Below are 16,588 nucleotides of genomic sequence, written 5' to 3' on the forward strand. Positions count from 1 at the left end.
GTCAAGGAAAGAAAGTTCAGATATGATGAACCTACATTGAAATATGCAATAAATTGCACAATATTGTGAAGGGAAGTGAAGTTCCTTGCAAAGAATTCTAATTATAGGTGCAGGTGCTGGAGGTACAGCTATATTGCAACTATTAACCAAGTCTGAGCAACTGAGTACAGTAGCAATTGTAGATATACGTAAAGATGCACCTGGGCTTGAATTAGCTAAGGCAGCTGGCATTGCTACGGGACAGGATTGGCGAGCTGTTTTAACTGATGAAATTGATATGGTGGTGGATGTCACAGGAGAGTCTTCTGTATTTGAAGAATTACTATTGGCATTGCCGAAACGTACAGTACTTATCCCAGGGGCAATTGCTTACTTAATTGTTCAATTGTTGAATGAAAAAGATTTTTACATAAATAAAACACAACATGCAGCATATAAACAGCAAATCATCTTCAATTCAATAGAAGAAGGCATGATTGGCATCGACCCTCAAGGTCAGGTTATCTTCTTTAATAGAAGTGCTGCGCGAATGACAGAGGTTACTGTCAAAGAAGCGGTTGGTAAACACATTAACGATATAATAATAAATAGTGCTTTGCCACGTGTGTTTGAATCAGGTGTAGCAGAAATCAATCAAGAGCTAAAGTTGTCTAATGAGAAGAAAATTGTCACGTCTCGTTTTCCTATGATTGATGGTAGTGGGAATCGAATTGGTGCATTTGCTGTATTCAAAGATATATCAGAGGTCGTCAATTTAGCGGAAGAAATAACAAATTTAAAAGAAATTCAAATGATGTTAGAAGCGATTATTCAATCAAGTGATGATGCCATTTCTGTAGTTGATGAGGAAGGTAGAGGGATACTCGTTAACCCTGCGTATACTAGAATTACAGGATTAAAACCGGAAGAAATTTTAGGGAAACCTGCTACGATAGATATTTCTGAAGGTGAAAGTATGCATTTAAAAGTTTTACAAACAAAAAAGCCTATTCGTGGTGTGAATATGCGACTCGGTCCTAATAAACGCGAAGTTATTGTGAATGTTGCACCTGTTGTCGTAAATGATAGCTTAAAAGGTAGCGTAGGAGTTATACATGATATGACAGAAATGCGGTCCTTAACAAAAGAATTAGATCAAGCGCGCACGATTATACGAAAGCTGGAATCTAAATATACATTTGAAGATATTATTGGCGATTCAGAGGAAATGCGCATTTCACTAGAACAAGCGAAATTAGCTGCAAAAACACCAGTCACGGTATTTTTGCGCGGAGAGTCAGGGACTGGTAAAGAATTGTTTGCTCATGCTATACATTCTGCAAGTGATCGTATATACAATAAGTTCATTAGGGTAAACTGTGCGGCGATTGCTGAGCACTTACTGGAAAGTGAATTATTTGGTTATGAAGAAGGAGCTTTTACTGGAGCGAAACGTGGTGGAAAGCGCGGGTTATTTGAAGAAGCTGATAAAGGAAGTATTTTTCTTGATGAAATTGGAGAAATGTCTTTAAATACTCAGGCAAAACTATTGCGTATTTTTCAAGAAGGTGAAATTGTCAGAGTTGGTGGAACAAAGCCGATTTCGATAAATGTTCGTATTATCGCAGCTACGAATGTGAATATGGAAAAAGCATTGTCAGAAGGTACATTCCGAGAGGATTTATATTATCGATTAAATCGGATGCCTATTCATATCCCGCCATTGCGTCAAAGGAGAGAAGACATCCCTCCTTTAGTAGATCGCCTTCTTGTTAAATTGAATCAAGAATATGGACGTAATATTCATAAAGTGACCTCAAACGCATTAATGCTATTAATAGGACATGATTGGCCAGGAAATGTGAGAGAGCTTGAAAACGTCTTAAGCCGAGCAATGATTTTCATGCAATCAAACGAAACTATTTTAGATGAGAGACATTTACCCAAAACGCTTTTCCATTCCTTACATCAGGAGGTTAACGTTGAAAGGCATTCTTTTGATGGATCACTCGCCGAGCAGTTAGAACAAACAGAGAAACAAATTCTGCAACAAGTATTAACAGATAGCCAAAATAACAAAATGCAAGCTGCAAAAATATTGGGAATATCAATCCGGAGTTTGTATTATAAATTAGAAAAATACAATCTTGCATAAATTTGCGTGCAAAAAACTGCACGGTGTGCAAAATCTTGCATGGATGAAAAAGACAAAATGTTGTCAAATACAGCATTTTGTCTTTTTATATGTTGGCACGCTTTTTGCTAATAATATAGTGACCTAGAAAACTAGGGTAAAAGATGACTAAGTTCTTTTTTAAAAGATTGGTCAACATATCAAAGGGGGCACCACAATGGAAATTTTCAAATACATGGAGAAATATGATTACGAACAATTAGTGTTTTGTCAGGATAAAACTTCAGGACTAAAAGCTATAGTAGCTATACACGACACAACTTTAGGACCAGCACTTGGTGGTACTCGTATGTGGACATATGCTTCAGAGGAAGAAGCGATTGAAGATGCTTTGCGCCTAGCACGTGGCATGACTTATAAAAATGCAGCTGCGGGGTTAAATCTCGGTGGGGGAAAAACAGTAATCATCGGAGATCCTTTAAAAGATAAAAATGAAGAAATGTTCCGTGCGCTAGGAAGATTCGTCCAAGGTTTGAATGGTAGATATATTACAGCAGAAGATGTTGGTACAACTGTAGCAGATATGGATTTAATTCATGAAGAAACAAATTATGTAACAGGTATTTCTCCTGCATTTGGTTCATCGGGGAACCCATCGCCAGTAACTGCATATGGTGTATTTGTGGGTATGAAGGCAGCTGCTAAAGAGGCATTTGGTAGCGAGCACTTAGAAGGTAAGAAAATTGCTGTACAGGGCTTAGGAAACGTAGCATACACACTGTGCAAATATTTACACGAAGAAGGCGCGCAATTAATCGTCACAGATATAAATGAAAGCGCTGTAAAGAGAGTGGTAGAAGACTTTGGTGCAACTGCTGTTGACCCAACAGATATCTATGCTCAAGATGTAGACATTTTTGCACCATGTGCACTTGGTGCTATTATTAATGATGAAACTATTCCGCAACTAAGAGCAAAAGTCATTGCTGGATCAGCTAACAACCAGTTGAAAGACTCAATTCACGGAGATATTATTCATAATGAGGGAATCATTTATGCTCCGGATTATGTTATTAATGCAGGTGGAGTAATCAATGTTGCAGATGAATTGTATGGCTACAACCGTGACCGTGCGATGAAGCGTGTAGAAGGAATTTACGATAATATAGAGAAAGTAATAGATATAGCAAAACGTGATGGAATTCCAACGTATTTAGCTGCTAATCGTTTAGCAGAAGAACGTATTGAGAGAATGGCAAAATCACGTAGCACATTTTTGCAAAATGGAAAGCACATTTTAACTAATCGTTAATAAAAGGGCCGTTCAGAAATAAGGTAGGGGTACTTCATTTCTGAACGGATTTATAATGGGAGAAGAGTTTACGAACTGCAAATAAGTTTGTGAGTTTAATAGGCTGGCATTGGGGAATGTCAACTACGAAATGTTATATTATAATAGAGCTAGTTTTACATGGTGGATGAAAGGAAGTGTTCAAATGGCTAAGGACTATGATGTGGTTATTTTAGGTGGCGGTACAGGTGGCTACGTAGCAGCAATTCGAGCAGCAAAACTTGGATTAAAAACAGCCGTTGTTGAAAAAGGGAAGCTAGGGGGTACATGTTTACATAAAGGTTGTATTCCAAGTAAAGCATTACTTAGAAGTGCGGAAGTCTTTGCGACAACCAAGAATCATGCTTCTTCATTTGGAGTGAATACAGGAGAAGTAACGCTTGATTTTAGTAGAGTGCAGGAAAGAAAAGATTCCATAGTGGCACAATTACATCAAGGTGTGCAAGCATTGATGAAGAAAGGCAAGATCGACGTTTATGAAGGAACTGGTCGAATTCTTGGACCTTCTATCTTCTCGCCCATGCCAGGAACAATTTCGGTTGAACTGGTAAGCGGTGAGGAAAATGAAATGCTTATTCCTCAAAATGTTATTGTGGCTACAGGTTCTAGACCACGTACGTTACCAGGGTTAACAATTGACGGTGAATTCGTCATTACTTCTGATGAAGCGCTTGCGTTAAAAGAGCTTCCAGCATCCATTATAATTGTTGGTGGTGGTGTCATCGGGATTGAATGGGCATCAATGTTAAACGATTTTGGTGTTAAAGTAACTGTTATTGAATATGCAGATCGTATACTACCAACTGAAGATCAAGATATTTCAAAAGAAATGAAAAAGTTATTAGAGAATAAAGGGATTAAATTTGTAACTTCTGCAAAAGTATTAGCAGATACGCTGTCAATTGCAAATAATAAAGTATCAATAGAAGCAGAAGTATTGGGCGAAAATCAAAATTATAATGCAGACAAAATACTTGTTTCGGTTGGCAGACAGGCAAATGTAGAAGGTATAGGACTAGAGAACACAGAGATTGTTGTAGAAAATGGCTTTATCCAAACAAATAATCACTTTCAAACAAAGGAATCACATATATATGCCATTGGGGATGTCATTGGTGGTTTGCAGCTTGCTCATGTTGCTTCCCATGAAGGTATGCATGCTATAGAGCATATTGCAGGAATCACAACTGAAAAAGTAGATGACAAATGGATTTCTCGTTGTATTTACTCAAGTCCTGAGGCAGCAAGTGTTGGTTTAACTGAAGAACAGGCGAAGAAAGAGGGAATTCCTATTAAAGTTGGTAAGTTTCCTTTTAAAGCAATTGGCAAAGCGCTTGTTTACGGTGAATCAGAAGGCTTTGTGAAGATGATAGCGAATAGTGAGACTAACGATCTTGTGGGAGTGCACATGATTGGGCCACATGTAACAGATATGATTGCTGAAGCGGGCCTTGCAATGGTGTTAGATGCAACTCCTTGGGAAATTGCGCATAGTGTACATCCACATCCGACCTTAAGTGAGGTACTTGGAGAAGCAGCATTAGCAGTTGATGGTAATGCAATTCATATGTAAGAAGGAGCTGGGATAAATGGTTAAAAAGGTTGAAAATCGTCATGAAGCAATCGGTTTAACAAACGAAGATGTACTGAAAATGTACGAAACAATGTTACTTGCACGTAGAATCGATGAACGTATGTGGCTATTAAACCGTGCTGGAAAAATTCCGTTTGTGATTTCTTGTCAAGGGCAAGAAGCAGCGCAAGTAGGTGCGGCCTATGCACTTGATAACAAAAAAGATTATATTGCTCCATATTATCGTGATATGGGAGTTGTTCTTCACTTTGGTATGACAACAAAAGAGTTAATGCTATCTGCCTTTGCTAAGGCGGAAGATCCAAACTCAGGTGGACGTCAAATGCCGGGGCACTTCGGTCAAAAGAAAAATCGCATTTTAACAGGATCATCACCTGTTACGACACAAGTCCCTCATGCTGTTGGGGTTGCACTTGCGGGTAAAATGCAAAAGAAAGATTTCATCACATTTGTTACTCTCGGAGAAGGTTCTTCTAACCAAGGAGATTTTCATGAAGGAGCAAACTTTGCAGGAGTACACAAATTACCAGTAATTATTATGGTTGAAAACAATAAATATGCGATTTCAGTACCCGTTGAAAAACAATTAGCGTGTAAAAATGTTTCAGATCGTGCAGTTGGATACGGGATGCCAGGTGTTACTGTAGATGGTAAAGATCCAATTGAAGTATATAAGGTGGTTAAAGAAGCAGCTGACCGTGCTCGTAATGGGGAAGGACCTAGCTTAATTGAAACGGTAACTTATCGCTTAACTGCTCACTCTTCTGATGATGATGATCGTCAATATCGTACGGCAGAAGACTTAGCAGAAGGCCGTGCTACAGATCCAATCATTACATTTGCAAAATACTTGCATGAGCAAGGGATTTTAACAGATGCTCTCGAAATAGAGATCAATGAACGCATTATGACAGAAGTAAACGAAGCGACGGATTATGCAGAGCAAGCTCCATATGCTGCTCCAGAAGATGCGCTAAAATTCGTCTATGCTGAAGATGGAGGGAGTATCTAATGGCAGTTTTATCCTATATTGATGCAATTACTCTTGCGATGAAAGAAGAAATGGAACGCGATGAGCGTGTTTTTATATTAGGTGAAGACGTTGGCCGAAAAGGTGGCGTTTTTAAAGCAACTCAAGGATTATACGATCAGTTTGGCGAAGACCGAGTGTTAGATACACCGCTTGCAGAATCTGCGATTGCGGGTGTCGGAATCGGTGCTGCAATGTACGGTTTAAGACCTATTGCTGAAATGCAATTTGCGGATTTTATTATGCCAGCAGTCAATCAAATTATTTCAGAAGCATCACGTATTCGTTACCGTTCAAACAATGATTGGACTTGTCCGATAGTAATTCGCGCACCATTCGGAGGCGGAATTCACGGTGCTCTTTATCATTCACAATCAGTAGAGGCTGTATTTGCGAATCAGCCTGGTTTGAAAATTGTTATTCCATCTACTCCCTACGATGCGAAAGGTTTGTTAAAAGCAGCTATTCGTGATGAGGATCCTGTGTTATTTTTTGAACATAAACGAGCGTATCGCCTTATTAAAGGTATGGTTCCTGAAGAGGATTATACGATCGAAATAGGTAAGGCGGATGTAAAACGTGAAGGGGAAGATATTACTGTAATTACTTACGGTCTTGCAGTACACTTCGCATTACAAGCAGCTGAACGTTTGGCGCAAGACGGTATTTCTGCTCACATTCTAGATTTGCGCACGATCTATCCATTAGATAAAGAGGCAATTATTGAAGCGGCATCTAAAACAGGAAAAGTGCTACTTGTTACCGAAGACAACAAAGAAGGTAGTATTATTGGCGAAGTGGCAGCAATCATTGCAGAAAACTGCTTATTCGATTTAGATGCACCAATAAAAAGACTTGCTGGACCAGACATACCGGCAATGCCATATGCACCGACGATGGAAAAATATTTCATGATTAATCCAGAAAAAGTTGAAAAGGCAATGCGCGAATTAGCGGCGTTCTGATGTAAAGGGGGAGATATTCATGGCAATTCAAACAATTAAGATGCCTCAACTTGGGGAAAGTGTTACGGAAGGTACAATTGAGAAGTGGTTAGTAAAACCTGGTGATACAGTGCAGAAATACGATTCTTTGGCGGAAGTGAATACGGATAAAGTCACAGCAGATTTGCCGTCATCTTTCTCAGGTGTCATTAAGGAATTAATCGTTGGCGAAGGCAATACACTAGCTGTTGGTGAAAGCGTCTGCACAATTGAAACAGAAGAGGTAATAGAGCAACAACCTACTTCACAACGGGCAGAGCAAATCTCACAGCCAGCATCAGTACCAGCTCCAGCTCCAGCTCCTCAACAAACTATAAATGTGCCAGTAGTGAATCGTGGTGCGGGTAAGGCTCGCTATTCACCAGCTGTATTAAAGCTTGCGCAAGAACATAATATAGATCTTCAATTAGTAGAAGGTACAGGTGCTGAAGGGCGAATAACACGAAAAGACATTCAAAAACTTGTGGATAGTGGAAACATTCCTACAAGTAGTCCAGCAGTGCAACAACCACAGGAGGCAATTGTTGAACAAGTAACGCAGGCTCCTGAACCACAAAAGTCACAACCTGTTCCAGCAGTACAAACAGCTCCAGGTGATATTGAAATCCCTGTAACTAATATTCGAAAAGCAATCGCAAATAATATGTTACGTAGTAAACATGAAGCACCACATGCTTGGATGATGGTTGAAGCAGACGTTACGAACTTGGTTAATTACCGTGACTCCATTAAAACTGAATTCAAACAATCTGAAGGTTACAACATTACGTACTTTGCCTTTTTCGTGAAAGCTATTGCGCAAGCTCTAAAGGAATTCCCGATGATGAATTCAATGTGGGCAGGCGATAAAATTATTCAGAAAAAAGATATTCATATCTCTATTGCAGTCGCAACTGAAGATGCACTTTTTGTTCCGGTGATCAAACACGCCGATGAAAAGTCAATAAAAGGCATTGCTAGAGAGATTAATGATCTTGCAGGAAAAGTTCGTGCTGGTAAATTGAAATCTGAAGATATGCAAGGTGGAACATTTACTGTAAATAATACGGGATCATTTGGCTCGGTGCAGTCTATGGGAATTATTAATTACCCACAAGCAGCGATTATTCAAGTCGAGTCAATTGTTAAACGTCCAGTAATTATGAATGGTGGAATGTTTGCTGCAAGAGATATAGTAAATTTATGTTTATCTTTAGATCATAGAGTTTTAGACGGATTGATTTGCGGGAAATTTCTTGCTAGAGTTAAAGAAATTCTCGAAAATACATCGAAAGACAACACTTCTATTTATTGACAGTAATCTGAAAATCGCAATATTGCGATTTTCAGATTTTTTTATACTTTTGCGATTCGATATACTTGTGTAAAATAGGAATAGAATTACCGAAGGGGGGAAGCTAGTTAGCGTCCACATGAAGAACAATATGAAAGAAATTGAATTCTCACAAGCTAATTACGATCAATGGCAAGAATCTGCTGTTAAGGCTTTAAAAGGTAAACCGTTCGAATCTTTAATTACAAAAACAATCGAGGGTATTTCATTTGAGCCAATTTATACACAAGACCAACTAGTTGAGAAATTAGATGGAAAATTAGCAGAACAAGTTTCGACTATTCGTTCACTAAAAACAGGGGAAGAATGCTTAGCAGCACAACAAACATTTGCAGATTCACCTGAAGCTTTACTTCAAGGGGTTAAAGAATCCTTGGCAAAAGGAAACGATATTATTAATATTGATAGTCGTGTGAATTTTGCATGGGATGAACAAACTTTGAAAGAATTGTCAGTACTTATTACTGAAAATTCATTCAAACTGAATATACAAAACAATCAAGATGCTTTATTACAAGTATTTAACTATATCAACGAAGACCAAAAAGAAGCTGTTAAAGGATTCATATCTAGTACAGATACTATCAATTTAGACGGGTTCCATAACGTACGTACACGCAACGCTAATGTACTAGAAGCTCACTATGATGGTGCGCATGCAGTACAAGAATTGGCTATCGCATTACTACAAGCTGCCGGGTACATGGAAACAGAAGAAGATATCGAATCATTTGCTGAGAAATTCTTTGTTACCTTTGCAGTAGATACTCAGTTCTTCGTTGAAATTGCTAAACTCCGTGCTTTCAGAGTACTTTGGAAAGCGTTTACATCAGCTTATGGTACTAATAAAGACGTACCAGTAGCAATTGTTACTGAAACATCTTTACGTAGCTTCTCTAAATTAGATGTGTACGTGAACCTTTTACGTGCAGGTAATGAAGCGTTTTCAGCCATTCTTGGTGGCGCTGACGTTTGTACAGTACATCCACATGATGTTTTATCTGCTCCAGATGACAAATCTATCCGTATTGCACGAAACGTACAATTAGTTGTTAAAGAAGAAACACATGTAGAACATATCATTGATCCATCTGGTGGTTCATATTTCATCGAGACTTTAACTGCCGAATTAGTTAAAGAAGCATGGGCATTATTTAATGAATTACAAGAAGCAGGCGGATACAATGCTGTAAAATCAAATGGACAATTAGATGCTTTATTAAAAGAAACAATGGATCAGCGTATGAAAGAAGTAGAAACACGTAAAAAATCGCTAATCGGTACGAATATATACGCAAACCCAGCAGATGAAATTGATGAGCGCAATAATCCGTTATTCGCAGATTACAATCGCCTAGCAAAACCATTTGAAGAGCTTTGCTTAAACTATGCTAAAAACCAACCTAAAGTTGCACTACTAACAATAGGTCAATTAAAACAATTCAAACCACGTGCAGATTTCGTCTCTGGCTTCTTTGCAACAGCTGGTATTGTCCCAGAGAAAAGCCCTGAAATTCAATCGGTGGATGGAGCGAAGGATTGGTTATCTACAACAGATGCGAAATTTGTCGTAGTTTGTGGGCAAGATGAAGCGATGAAAGAATATATTCCAGCACTATTAGAAGTTAAGCCAGCACATATCTCACTAGATGTAGCAGGTAAGTTCAAAGAAGAGCAAAATGAGTGGATTGAAGCAGGCTTAAATGGTTTCATCTTCGCAGGTCAAAATATCATCGAAAAATTGACGAGCTTAACAGCAGATGTGAAGGGGGTCCAACTATGAGTAAGCCAAATTTCAAAGAGATAGATATCGATGCCATATTAACAGCTAATCAAGCAGTAAAAGAAGACAAAAATTTCATGACTAATGAAGGCATAGAGATCAAATCTACTTATACTGAGCAAGATTTAGATAACTTAAAACACTTAAAAGACTGGCCAGGTATTGCACCAAATACACGCGGACCATATCCAACGATGTATGTAGGTCGTCCATGGACAGTTCGCCAATATGCAGGTTTTTCTACTGCTGAAGAAAGTAATGCTTTTTACCGCCGTAACTTAGCGATGGGACAAAAAGGTCTGTCAGTAGCATTTGACTTAGCCACTCACCGTGGTTATGACTCAGATCACCCTCGTGTAACAGGGGATGTAGGTAAAGCAGGTGTTGCCATTGACTCTATTGAAGATATGAAAATCTTATTTGATGGTATTCCACTAGATCAAATGTCAGTATCAATGACAATGAATGGTGCAGTATTACCAATTTTAGCTTTTTATATTGTAGCGGCCGAAGAACAAGGTGTAACACCTGAAAAACTTGCTGGGACAATACAAAATGATATTTTAAAAGAGTACATGGTGCGTAATACATATATTTACCCACCAGCTGTTTCTATGAAAATTATTGCCGATATTTTCGAATATACTTCAAACTTCATGCCTAAATTTAATTCAATTTCTATTTCTGGTTACCACTTACAAGAAGCAGGTGCAACAGCAGATATTGAGCTTGGCTACACTTTAGTAGATGGTCTTGAATATGTACGTACTGGTTTAAAAGCAGGAATCGATATCGATTCATTTGCACCGCGCCTGTCGTTCTTTTGGGCAATCGGTATGAATTACTATATGGAAGTGGCTAAAATGCGTGCTGGACGTCGTATTTGGGCTCAAATGATGAGCACATTCAATCCCAAGAACCCAAAAACATTAGCATTACGTACACACTCACAAACTTCTGGATGGTCTTTAACAGAGCAGGATCCTTTTAATAACGTAACTCGAACTTTGATCGAGGCAAATGCATCTTCAATGGGGCATACACAATCATTGCACACAAATGCGCTAGATGAAGCTATCGCACTACCAACGGATTTCTCAGCTCGTATTGCACGTAATACGCAACTATTCTTACAAGAAGAAACGTTAATGACGAAAGTAATCGATCCATGGGGCGGTTCATTCTACGTTGAAAAATTAACAGATGAACTGATGAAAAAAGCATGGGAACATATCGAAGAAATCGAAGAACTAGGTGGCATGGCGAAAGCGATTGAAACAGGCCTTCCGAAAATGAAAATTGAAGAAGCGGCTGCAAAACGACAAGCGAAAATTGACTCTAAAGCTGAAACAATTGTCGGTGTTAACAAATTCCGTCTAACAGAGGAAGAACCAATCGACATTTTGAATATTGATAACACAATCGTGCGTCAAAAACAAATTGACCGTATTAAGGCGATGCGTGACAAACGTGATGATAAAGAAGTACAACGCTTACTTGCACGTATTACAAATGCAACTGAAACAGGCGGTGAAAATTTATTAGCTTGTGCAGTAGATGCAGCACGTGCTCGCGCAACGCTAGGTGAAATTTCGGATGCGATTGAGGTTGTTTCGGGTCGTCATAAGGCAATTATTCGCTCAATTAGTGGCGTTTATAGTGCAAACTTCTCAAATGAAGAAGAGATTCGAGAAGTACAAGATATGGCTGAAGGCTTCTTAGAAAACGAAGGCCGTCGTCCACGTATCCTAATTGCGAAAATGGGACAAGATGGTCATGACCGTGGAGCAAAAGTAATTGCAACAGCATTTGCAGACCTTGGTTTTGATGTTGATATCAGTCCATTATTCCAAACACCAGCTGAAACTGCAGCAATGGCTGTAGAAAATGATGTTCATGTTGTTGGTGTAAGTTCACTTGCAGCTGGTCATAGAACTCTAGTGCCTGAACTGCGAGAAGAGTTAAAGAAAATTGGGCGCGAAGACATTTTAATTGTTGTTGGCGGGGTCATCCCAGCACAAGACTATCAATTCTTATACGATAATGGCGCTTGTGCTATTTTCGGACCAGGTACAGTAATCCCTGTTAGTGCACAAAAAGTAATTGAAGAAATCTATAGAAAATTAGGTTACGAGGAAGTGGTAGAGTAATGGACCACAACAAAGGGATGGACGATGGTGCATTATTTGTAATGGATGGTATCGCCGCATCTCATGATGGAATGGCGCCCTCAGGTCGAAAAAAATTCCGTAAAAAGAATAATGACGATATTAATATCTCAGAGCTCGCGAAGCAAGTTCTGGCTGGTTCTAGACTCCATTTATCAAAAGCCATTACTCTTTTAGAAAGTACGAATAAGTACCATAAAGAGAAGGGCCAAGAATTATTACAAGAACTATTGCCTCATACTGGGAATAGTATTCGTGTTGGTATTACAGGTGTCCCTGGTGCTGGTAAAAGTACATTTATCGAAGCATTTGGTGGCAAATTATGTGATATGGGACATCGAGTGGCTGTACTTGCCATCGATCCGAGTTCTAGCCTGACTGGTGGGAGCATTCTCGGAGATAAAACAAGAATGGAAGAGCTAACGCGAAATCCACGTGCTTTTATCAGGCCTTCTCCATCTGCAGGAACTCTCGGTGGAGTGCATAAAAAATCACGAGAAACAATGCTGTTATGTGAGGCAGCAGGTTATGATATTATTTTGATTGAAACAGTTGGTGTTGGACAAAGTGAAACGATCGTCCGTGGCATGGTAGACTTCTTCCTTTTACTCGTTTTAACAGGGGCTGGAGATGAACTACAAGGCATGAAGAAAGGCATTATGGAACTTGCTGACACAATTGTTGTTCATAAAGCTGATGGTGACAATGTCCGTTCTGCTAAAAAAACAGTTGCTGAATATAAACAATTTATACACTTCCTACAACAAGCGACACCAGGCTGGACGACACAATCTATGGCTGTTTCATCGTATGAAAATAAAGGCTTAGATAAAGTTTGGGATACGATTTTACAGTTTAAAGAGATTGGTGAGGAATCGAATTATTGGTACAATAGGCGAAATGAACAAACAACTGAATGGTTCCGCTCAATGATTACGGATCATTTAATCGATTCTTTTTACGGAGTGCCAGAACGCAAGCAACAAGTAAAAAGCTTAGAAGAGCAGATTCTACTAGGCCGATTAACTGTCACTCAAGGCGTCGATCAATTATTTAATAAAGAATAAATATTAACATTTGTATAAAAAGGAAAGGGCCATCTTTGTTAATCGATGGTCCTTTTTGATTTCTAACTGGTGGAACATTTCAATACTGTACTTATGACTTAAATTGATTTATCATAAAAATATCATTTTTTTAGAAAGTAGGTACATTCATGAAAAGAAAATTGATGTGGGGTGCCTTAGTAGCATTTAGTGTTTGTTTTGTAGGATGTTATTTAGCATTACAAACAAAACCATTATCTGCATCTGCTATTGAAATTCATCAGGCAAGTATTTTTCGTTCAATTGATGATTCACAGTTGAATATTGATGGGTCTGTAAAGAATTCTTTTTATACATACGAAGGTAAGCATATGACAATTATTGATAATAAATTGTATATACAAGTTGAAGGCAAAATTGGTATGAATAACAATCCTAGATTTGAAATTGTTGAAGATAAAGGGGATTGGGCAAGTATTAGCGAAATATATATCTATAAAGAAGATATGAAGGAAGGCACTCTTATTTGGCCAACGAATAATTTGTGCGGAGACCCGGAATACTATCAAAACTTGTGATAGTATCGGAAATCGCTTTGTTTTTGAACAAGTGCTTTGTAATGCATGTATTCACCTGTTATAGTTAAAGAGAATTTGAAAGGAGCGTTACAACATGAATATGGATTATGATTTGTTTATGACAGATATGCTACGCCAAGCGCGTGGAGAAATGGTCTCTAGTGGCTATGAAGAATTAACTACACCTGAGGCAGTAGATGAGGCAATTAAACGCCCTGGTACAACTCTAGTAATGGTAAACTCTGTGTGCGGTTGTGCAGGTGGTATCGCACGCCCAGCAGCAGCGCATGCTGTACATTATGATAAACGACCTACACATTTGGTAACCGTTTTCGCTGGACAAGATAAAGAAGCAACTGCTCAAGCACGTATGCACTTCGGAGAAGATCATTTACCATCATCTCCATCATTTGTTTTACTAAAAGATGGCCAAGCTGTAGCTGAAATTGGACGTCACGAAATTGAAGGACATGATCCAATGTCAGTTATTACTAGTATTCAAGCACTATTTGAAGAATACTGCGAAGAAGTATAATAGAAATAGGCTGTCTCTAATGTCATATTTGACTAGAGATGGCCTTTTTATCGCTTAAAATGACAAGGAGGTTATTCAGTGAAGGGATTTTCAATAGGCTATCGTACGCTGAAAACGGCAATAGGTGCAGCGATTTCAATTGGATTAGCAGAATACTTCGGCTTAGATTTTTTTACCTCTGCAGGCATTTTAACGATTTTAAGTATTCAAACTACGAAAAGAAAGTCACTCCATGAAGTTTATACACGTGTTTTAGCGAGCATTATTGGCATGATGATGGCATTTCTATTTTTTGAAGGTGTCGCATATCATCCGATTGTACTAGGCTGTATGATACTGGTATTCTTGCCGGTTTTAGTAATGTTGAAGATAACCCCCGCTTTTGTCTCCAGTGTCGTTATAATTTTACACATTTTTCATACAGGGAATTTTACAACTGGACTTTTAATGAATGAATTATCATTAATGTTAATTGGATTCGGAACAGGTTTAGCATTGAATATTTATATGCCAGATATAAAACACAGACTAGAGAAATATCGCATACGAATTGAAGAGCTTTATACTGCAATATTTGTTGAGATAGAGAAGTATTTACGCAATGGTGACACCAGTTGGGATGGTAAAGAACTAGTAGAAGCTGTTGAAGTGTTAAACCGAGCAAAATCTTTAGCCTTTCAGGATGTTGAAAATCACTTAACTAGACGAGAAAATTTATACTATATGTATTTTGATATCCGTGAACAACAATTAGAAATAATTGAACGTGTGTTACCTAAAATCACAGATCTTCCGGTCATTGTAGATCAAGCTGAACTTGTAGCGGATTTTCTAGCGGATATGTCACAAAATATTAATTCAGGAAATACAGCTAATAAATATAGGGAAAAGTTGGGGGTAGTGAAAGCAGAGTTTGCAAAATTACCATTACCAACAACTCATGAAGCTTTCGTTGCGATGGCGTCCTTATATCAATTCATCGAGGAAATGGATCTCTACCTTGCTAAAAAGCGAGATTTTAAAGGACTAAGCCCGTCACGTAAGCATTTTAAAAAGAAATCAAATGCTGAAAACTGACTAGTCCCTCAAAAAGTACCCCTTTTTTTACGAAAAATGAAAATGTATCAAATTTGAAGTGCATCTTTGAATACTTCAAGTGATACATTTTTGTTTTCATCAGAAGCATGAGTATATACTTTTAAGACCATTTCGGATGATTCACCTAGTTGATTTGCAACAGTCACTACATCAGTTCCACACCAATTCCATCTAAGCGTTGCGACGAATCCAAAAACAATGAAATTTAAGTGTGTTAAAATAAATATAAATGAGTAACCTCTTACGAGAACAACTCGGAGCACTGAATTTACGCATTAACTGCGTATAATTGGTGCTCCTTTTTATTTATATAAAGATGAGATATACATGAAGAGAGCACGAGGTGCATCTTTAAACCACGCCTACCATTCTTCCTCTCATTTAACCTATAAGAATGAAAAAACAGACCGACCGTAGAAGATAAATTCCTAGACTTTTACTTCGGAAATTAGGAATATATCACAGGTTAGAAAATTCACTATGGACTCTATATATTTTTAAATTACGTTGAGGCAAGCGAATGATTCGGACCAAATACGATTGTTTAGGGTTATCGATATAGTTCGTTTGAATGAGTGGAAGTTGATAGATTAGTAATACTGCTAATCAGATTACTATTAATAAACCAGTCTAAAAATAAGCTATATGTAATGACTATAGATATTCCCATTCGTGCTATAATAATCGAAAAAAGTTGGGTGCTTATGGGGAAAAATATAAACAAAGAATTATTAGATGAGCATACTAAGAAGTCTCGCGAATTAATAGACCTAGCTAAGGCAGAATTAGAGTTAATCGATAATAAACAATTAATTGAATTAGAAAAGGTAAGAGAAGTAAAGATTAAACTACAACAAGAAATTACAGAGATTGAAAAAGAGATATTTTAATTAACAAAGTCACATCTAACCGGTGTGGCTTTTTTTCTCTAACACAAACGAATGCCTAGGCGACC

14 protein-coding genes are annotated in these 16,588 nt (G+C 38.1%); 13 read left to right on the forward strand and 1 reads right to left on the reverse strand.

Going from position 1 to position 16,588, the window contains the following annotated elements:
• Window positions 1-85: 85 nt before the first annotated feature.
• From MHH98_RS07110 to MHH98_RS07165, 12 genes are all read left to right on the forward strand, one after another.
• Window positions 86-2,134 carry a sigma-54 interaction domain-containing protein gene (locus MHH98_RS07110; protein ID WP_038184898.1) on the forward strand — a complete coding sequence of 683 codons (2,049 nt, stop codon included), beginning with the start codon at window positions 86-88 and terminating at the stop codon, window positions 2,132-2,134.
• 196 nt (window positions 2,135-2,330) lie between these two features.
• Window positions 2,331-3,425 carry a branched-chain amino acid dehydrogenase gene (gene bcd, locus MHH98_RS07115; protein ID WP_038184894.1) on the forward strand — a complete coding sequence of 365 codons (1,095 nt, stop codon included), beginning with the start codon at window positions 2,331-2,333 and terminating at the stop codon, window positions 3,423-3,425.
• 184 nt (window positions 3,426-3,609) lie between these two features.
• Window positions 3,610-5,037, forward strand: coding sequence for a dihydrolipoyl dehydrogenase (lpdA, locus tag MHH98_RS07120; RefSeq protein WP_038184889.1), 1,428 nt, complete (start codon window positions 3,610-3,612; stop codon window positions 5,035-5,037).
• A gap of 16 nt (window positions 5,038-5,053) precedes the next feature.
• On the forward strand, window positions 5,054-6,070 hold the full coding sequence (locus MHH98_RS07125; protein WP_038184878.1) for a thiamine pyrophosphate-dependent dehydrogenase E1 component subunit alpha: 1,017 nt from the start codon (window positions 5,054-5,056) through the stop codon (window positions 6,068-6,070).
• Window positions 6,070-7,053, forward strand: coding sequence for an alpha-ketoacid dehydrogenase subunit beta (locus MHH98_RS07130; protein ID WP_038184875.1), 984 nt, complete (start codon window positions 6,070-6,072; stop codon window positions 7,051-7,053). The genes MHH98_RS07125 and MHH98_RS07130 overlap by 1 nt, the downstream gene beginning before the upstream one ends.
• A gap of 19 nt (window positions 7,054-7,072) precedes the next feature.
• The gene (locus MHH98_RS07135) at window positions 7,073-8,386 is read left to right on the forward strand and encodes a dihydrolipoamide acetyltransferase family protein (protein WP_038184872.1); all 1,314 of its coding nucleotides are present in this window, start codon (window positions 7,073-7,075) and stop codon (window positions 8,384-8,386) included.
• A 130-nt stretch (window positions 8,387-8,516) separates the two neighbouring features.
• Window positions 8,517-10,208: a methylmalonyl-CoA mutase family protein gene (locus MHH98_RS07140; RefSeq protein WP_235175730.1), complete on the forward strand. Its 1,692-nt coding sequence runs from the start codon at window positions 8,517-8,519 to the stop codon at window positions 10,206-10,208.
• On the forward strand, window positions 10,205-12,358 hold the full coding sequence (gene scpA / locus MHH98_RS07145) for a methylmalonyl-CoA mutase (protein ID WP_038184866.1): 2,154 nt from the start codon (window positions 10,205-10,207) through the stop codon (window positions 12,356-12,358). Before MHH98_RS07140 ends, scpA begins: the two co-directional genes overlap by 4 nt.
• Window positions 12,358-13,443, forward strand: coding sequence for a methylmalonyl Co-A mutase-associated GTPase MeaB (gene meaB / locus MHH98_RS07150; RefSeq protein ID WP_038184863.1), 1,086 nt, complete (start codon window positions 12,358-12,360; stop codon window positions 13,441-13,443). The genes scpA and meaB overlap by 1 nt, the downstream gene beginning before the upstream one ends.
• Before the next feature lie 149 nt (window positions 13,444-13,592).
• Complete coding sequence (locus MHH98_RS07155; RefSeq protein WP_038184861.1) at window positions 13,593-14,000, forward strand: hypothetical protein; 408 nt, start codon at window positions 13,593-13,595, stop codon at window positions 13,998-14,000.
• A 94-nt stretch (window positions 14,001-14,094) separates the two neighbouring features.
• Complete coding sequence (locus tag MHH98_RS07160; protein ID WP_038184858.1) at window positions 14,095-14,535, forward strand: BrxA/BrxB family bacilliredoxin; 441 nt, start codon at window positions 14,095-14,097, stop codon at window positions 14,533-14,535.
• A gap of 78 nt (window positions 14,536-14,613) precedes the next feature.
• The gene (locus tag MHH98_RS07165; RefSeq protein ID WP_038184856.1) at window positions 14,614-15,612 is read left to right on the forward strand and encodes an aromatic acid exporter family protein; all 999 of its coding nucleotides are present in this window, start codon (window positions 14,614-14,616) and stop codon (window positions 15,610-15,612) included.
• A gap of 47 nt (window positions 15,613-15,659) precedes the next feature.
• On the opposite strand, the gene MHH98_RS07170 is transcribed toward MHH98_RS07165, so the two are convergent.
• Window positions 15,660-15,896 (reverse strand): hypothetical protein, encoded by a 237-nt coding sequence (locus tag MHH98_RS07170; RefSeq protein WP_340712361.1) that lies wholly within the window; start codon window positions 15,894-15,896, stop codon window positions 15,660-15,662.
• 387 nt (window positions 15,897-16,283) lie between these two features.
• Here MHH98_RS07170 and MHH98_RS07175 point away from each other — a divergent pair, with 387 nt between their 5' ends.
• Window positions 16,284-16,523, forward strand: a complete 240-nt coding sequence (locus tag MHH98_RS07175; protein ID WP_038184843.1) for a hypothetical protein — start codon at window positions 16,284-16,286, stop codon at window positions 16,521-16,523.
• Window positions 16,524-16,588: the final 65 nt, after the last annotated feature.

The organism is Viridibacillus sp. FSL H8-0110 (assembly GCF_038003565.1).
In the GTDB taxonomy this organism is placed as follows: domain Bacteria; phylum Bacillota; class Bacilli; order Bacillales_A; family Planococcaceae; genus Viridibacillus; species Viridibacillus arenosi.

Bases quoted from the DNA above. Each gene is read 5' to 3' on its own strand.
- MHH98_RS07175 (WP_038184843.1), top strand. From the start codon at position 16,284: ATGACTATAGATATTCCCATTCGTGCTATAATAATCGAAAAAAGTTGG.
- MHH98_RS07125 (WP_038184878.1), top strand. From the start codon at position 5,054: ATGGTTAAAAAGGTTGAAAATCGTCATGAAGCAATCGGTTTAACAAAC.
- meaB (WP_038184863.1), top strand. From the start codon at position 12,358: ATGGACCACAACAAAGGGATGGACGATGGTGCATTATTTGTAATGGAT.
- lpdA (WP_038184889.1), top strand. From the start codon at position 3,610: ATGGCTAAGGACTATGATGTGGTTATTTTAGGTGGCGGTACAGGTGGC.
- MHH98_RS07135 (WP_038184872.1), top strand. From the start codon at position 7,073: ATGGCAATTCAAACAATTAAGATGCCTCAACTTGGGGAAAGTGTTACG.
- scpA (WP_038184866.1), top strand. From the start codon at position 10,205: ATGAGTAAGCCAAATTTCAAAGAGATAGATATCGATGCCATATTAACA.
- bcd (WP_038184894.1), top strand. From the start codon at position 2,331: ATGGAAATTTTCAAATACATGGAGAAATATGATTACGAACAATTAGTG.
- MHH98_RS07130 (WP_038184875.1), top strand. From the start codon at position 6,070: ATGGCAGTTTTATCCTATATTGATGCAATTACTCTTGCGATGAAAGAA.
- MHH98_RS07140 (WP_235175730.1), top strand. From the start codon at position 8,517: ATGAAAGAAATTGAATTCTCACAAGCTAATTACGATCAATGGCAAGAA.
- MHH98_RS07160 (WP_038184858.1), top strand. From the start codon at position 14,095: ATGAATATGGATTATGATTTGTTTATGACAGATATGCTACGCCAAGCG.
- MHH98_RS07155 (WP_038184861.1), top strand. From the start codon at position 13,593: ATGAAAAGAAAATTGATGTGGGGTGCCTTAGTAGCATTTAGTGTTTGT.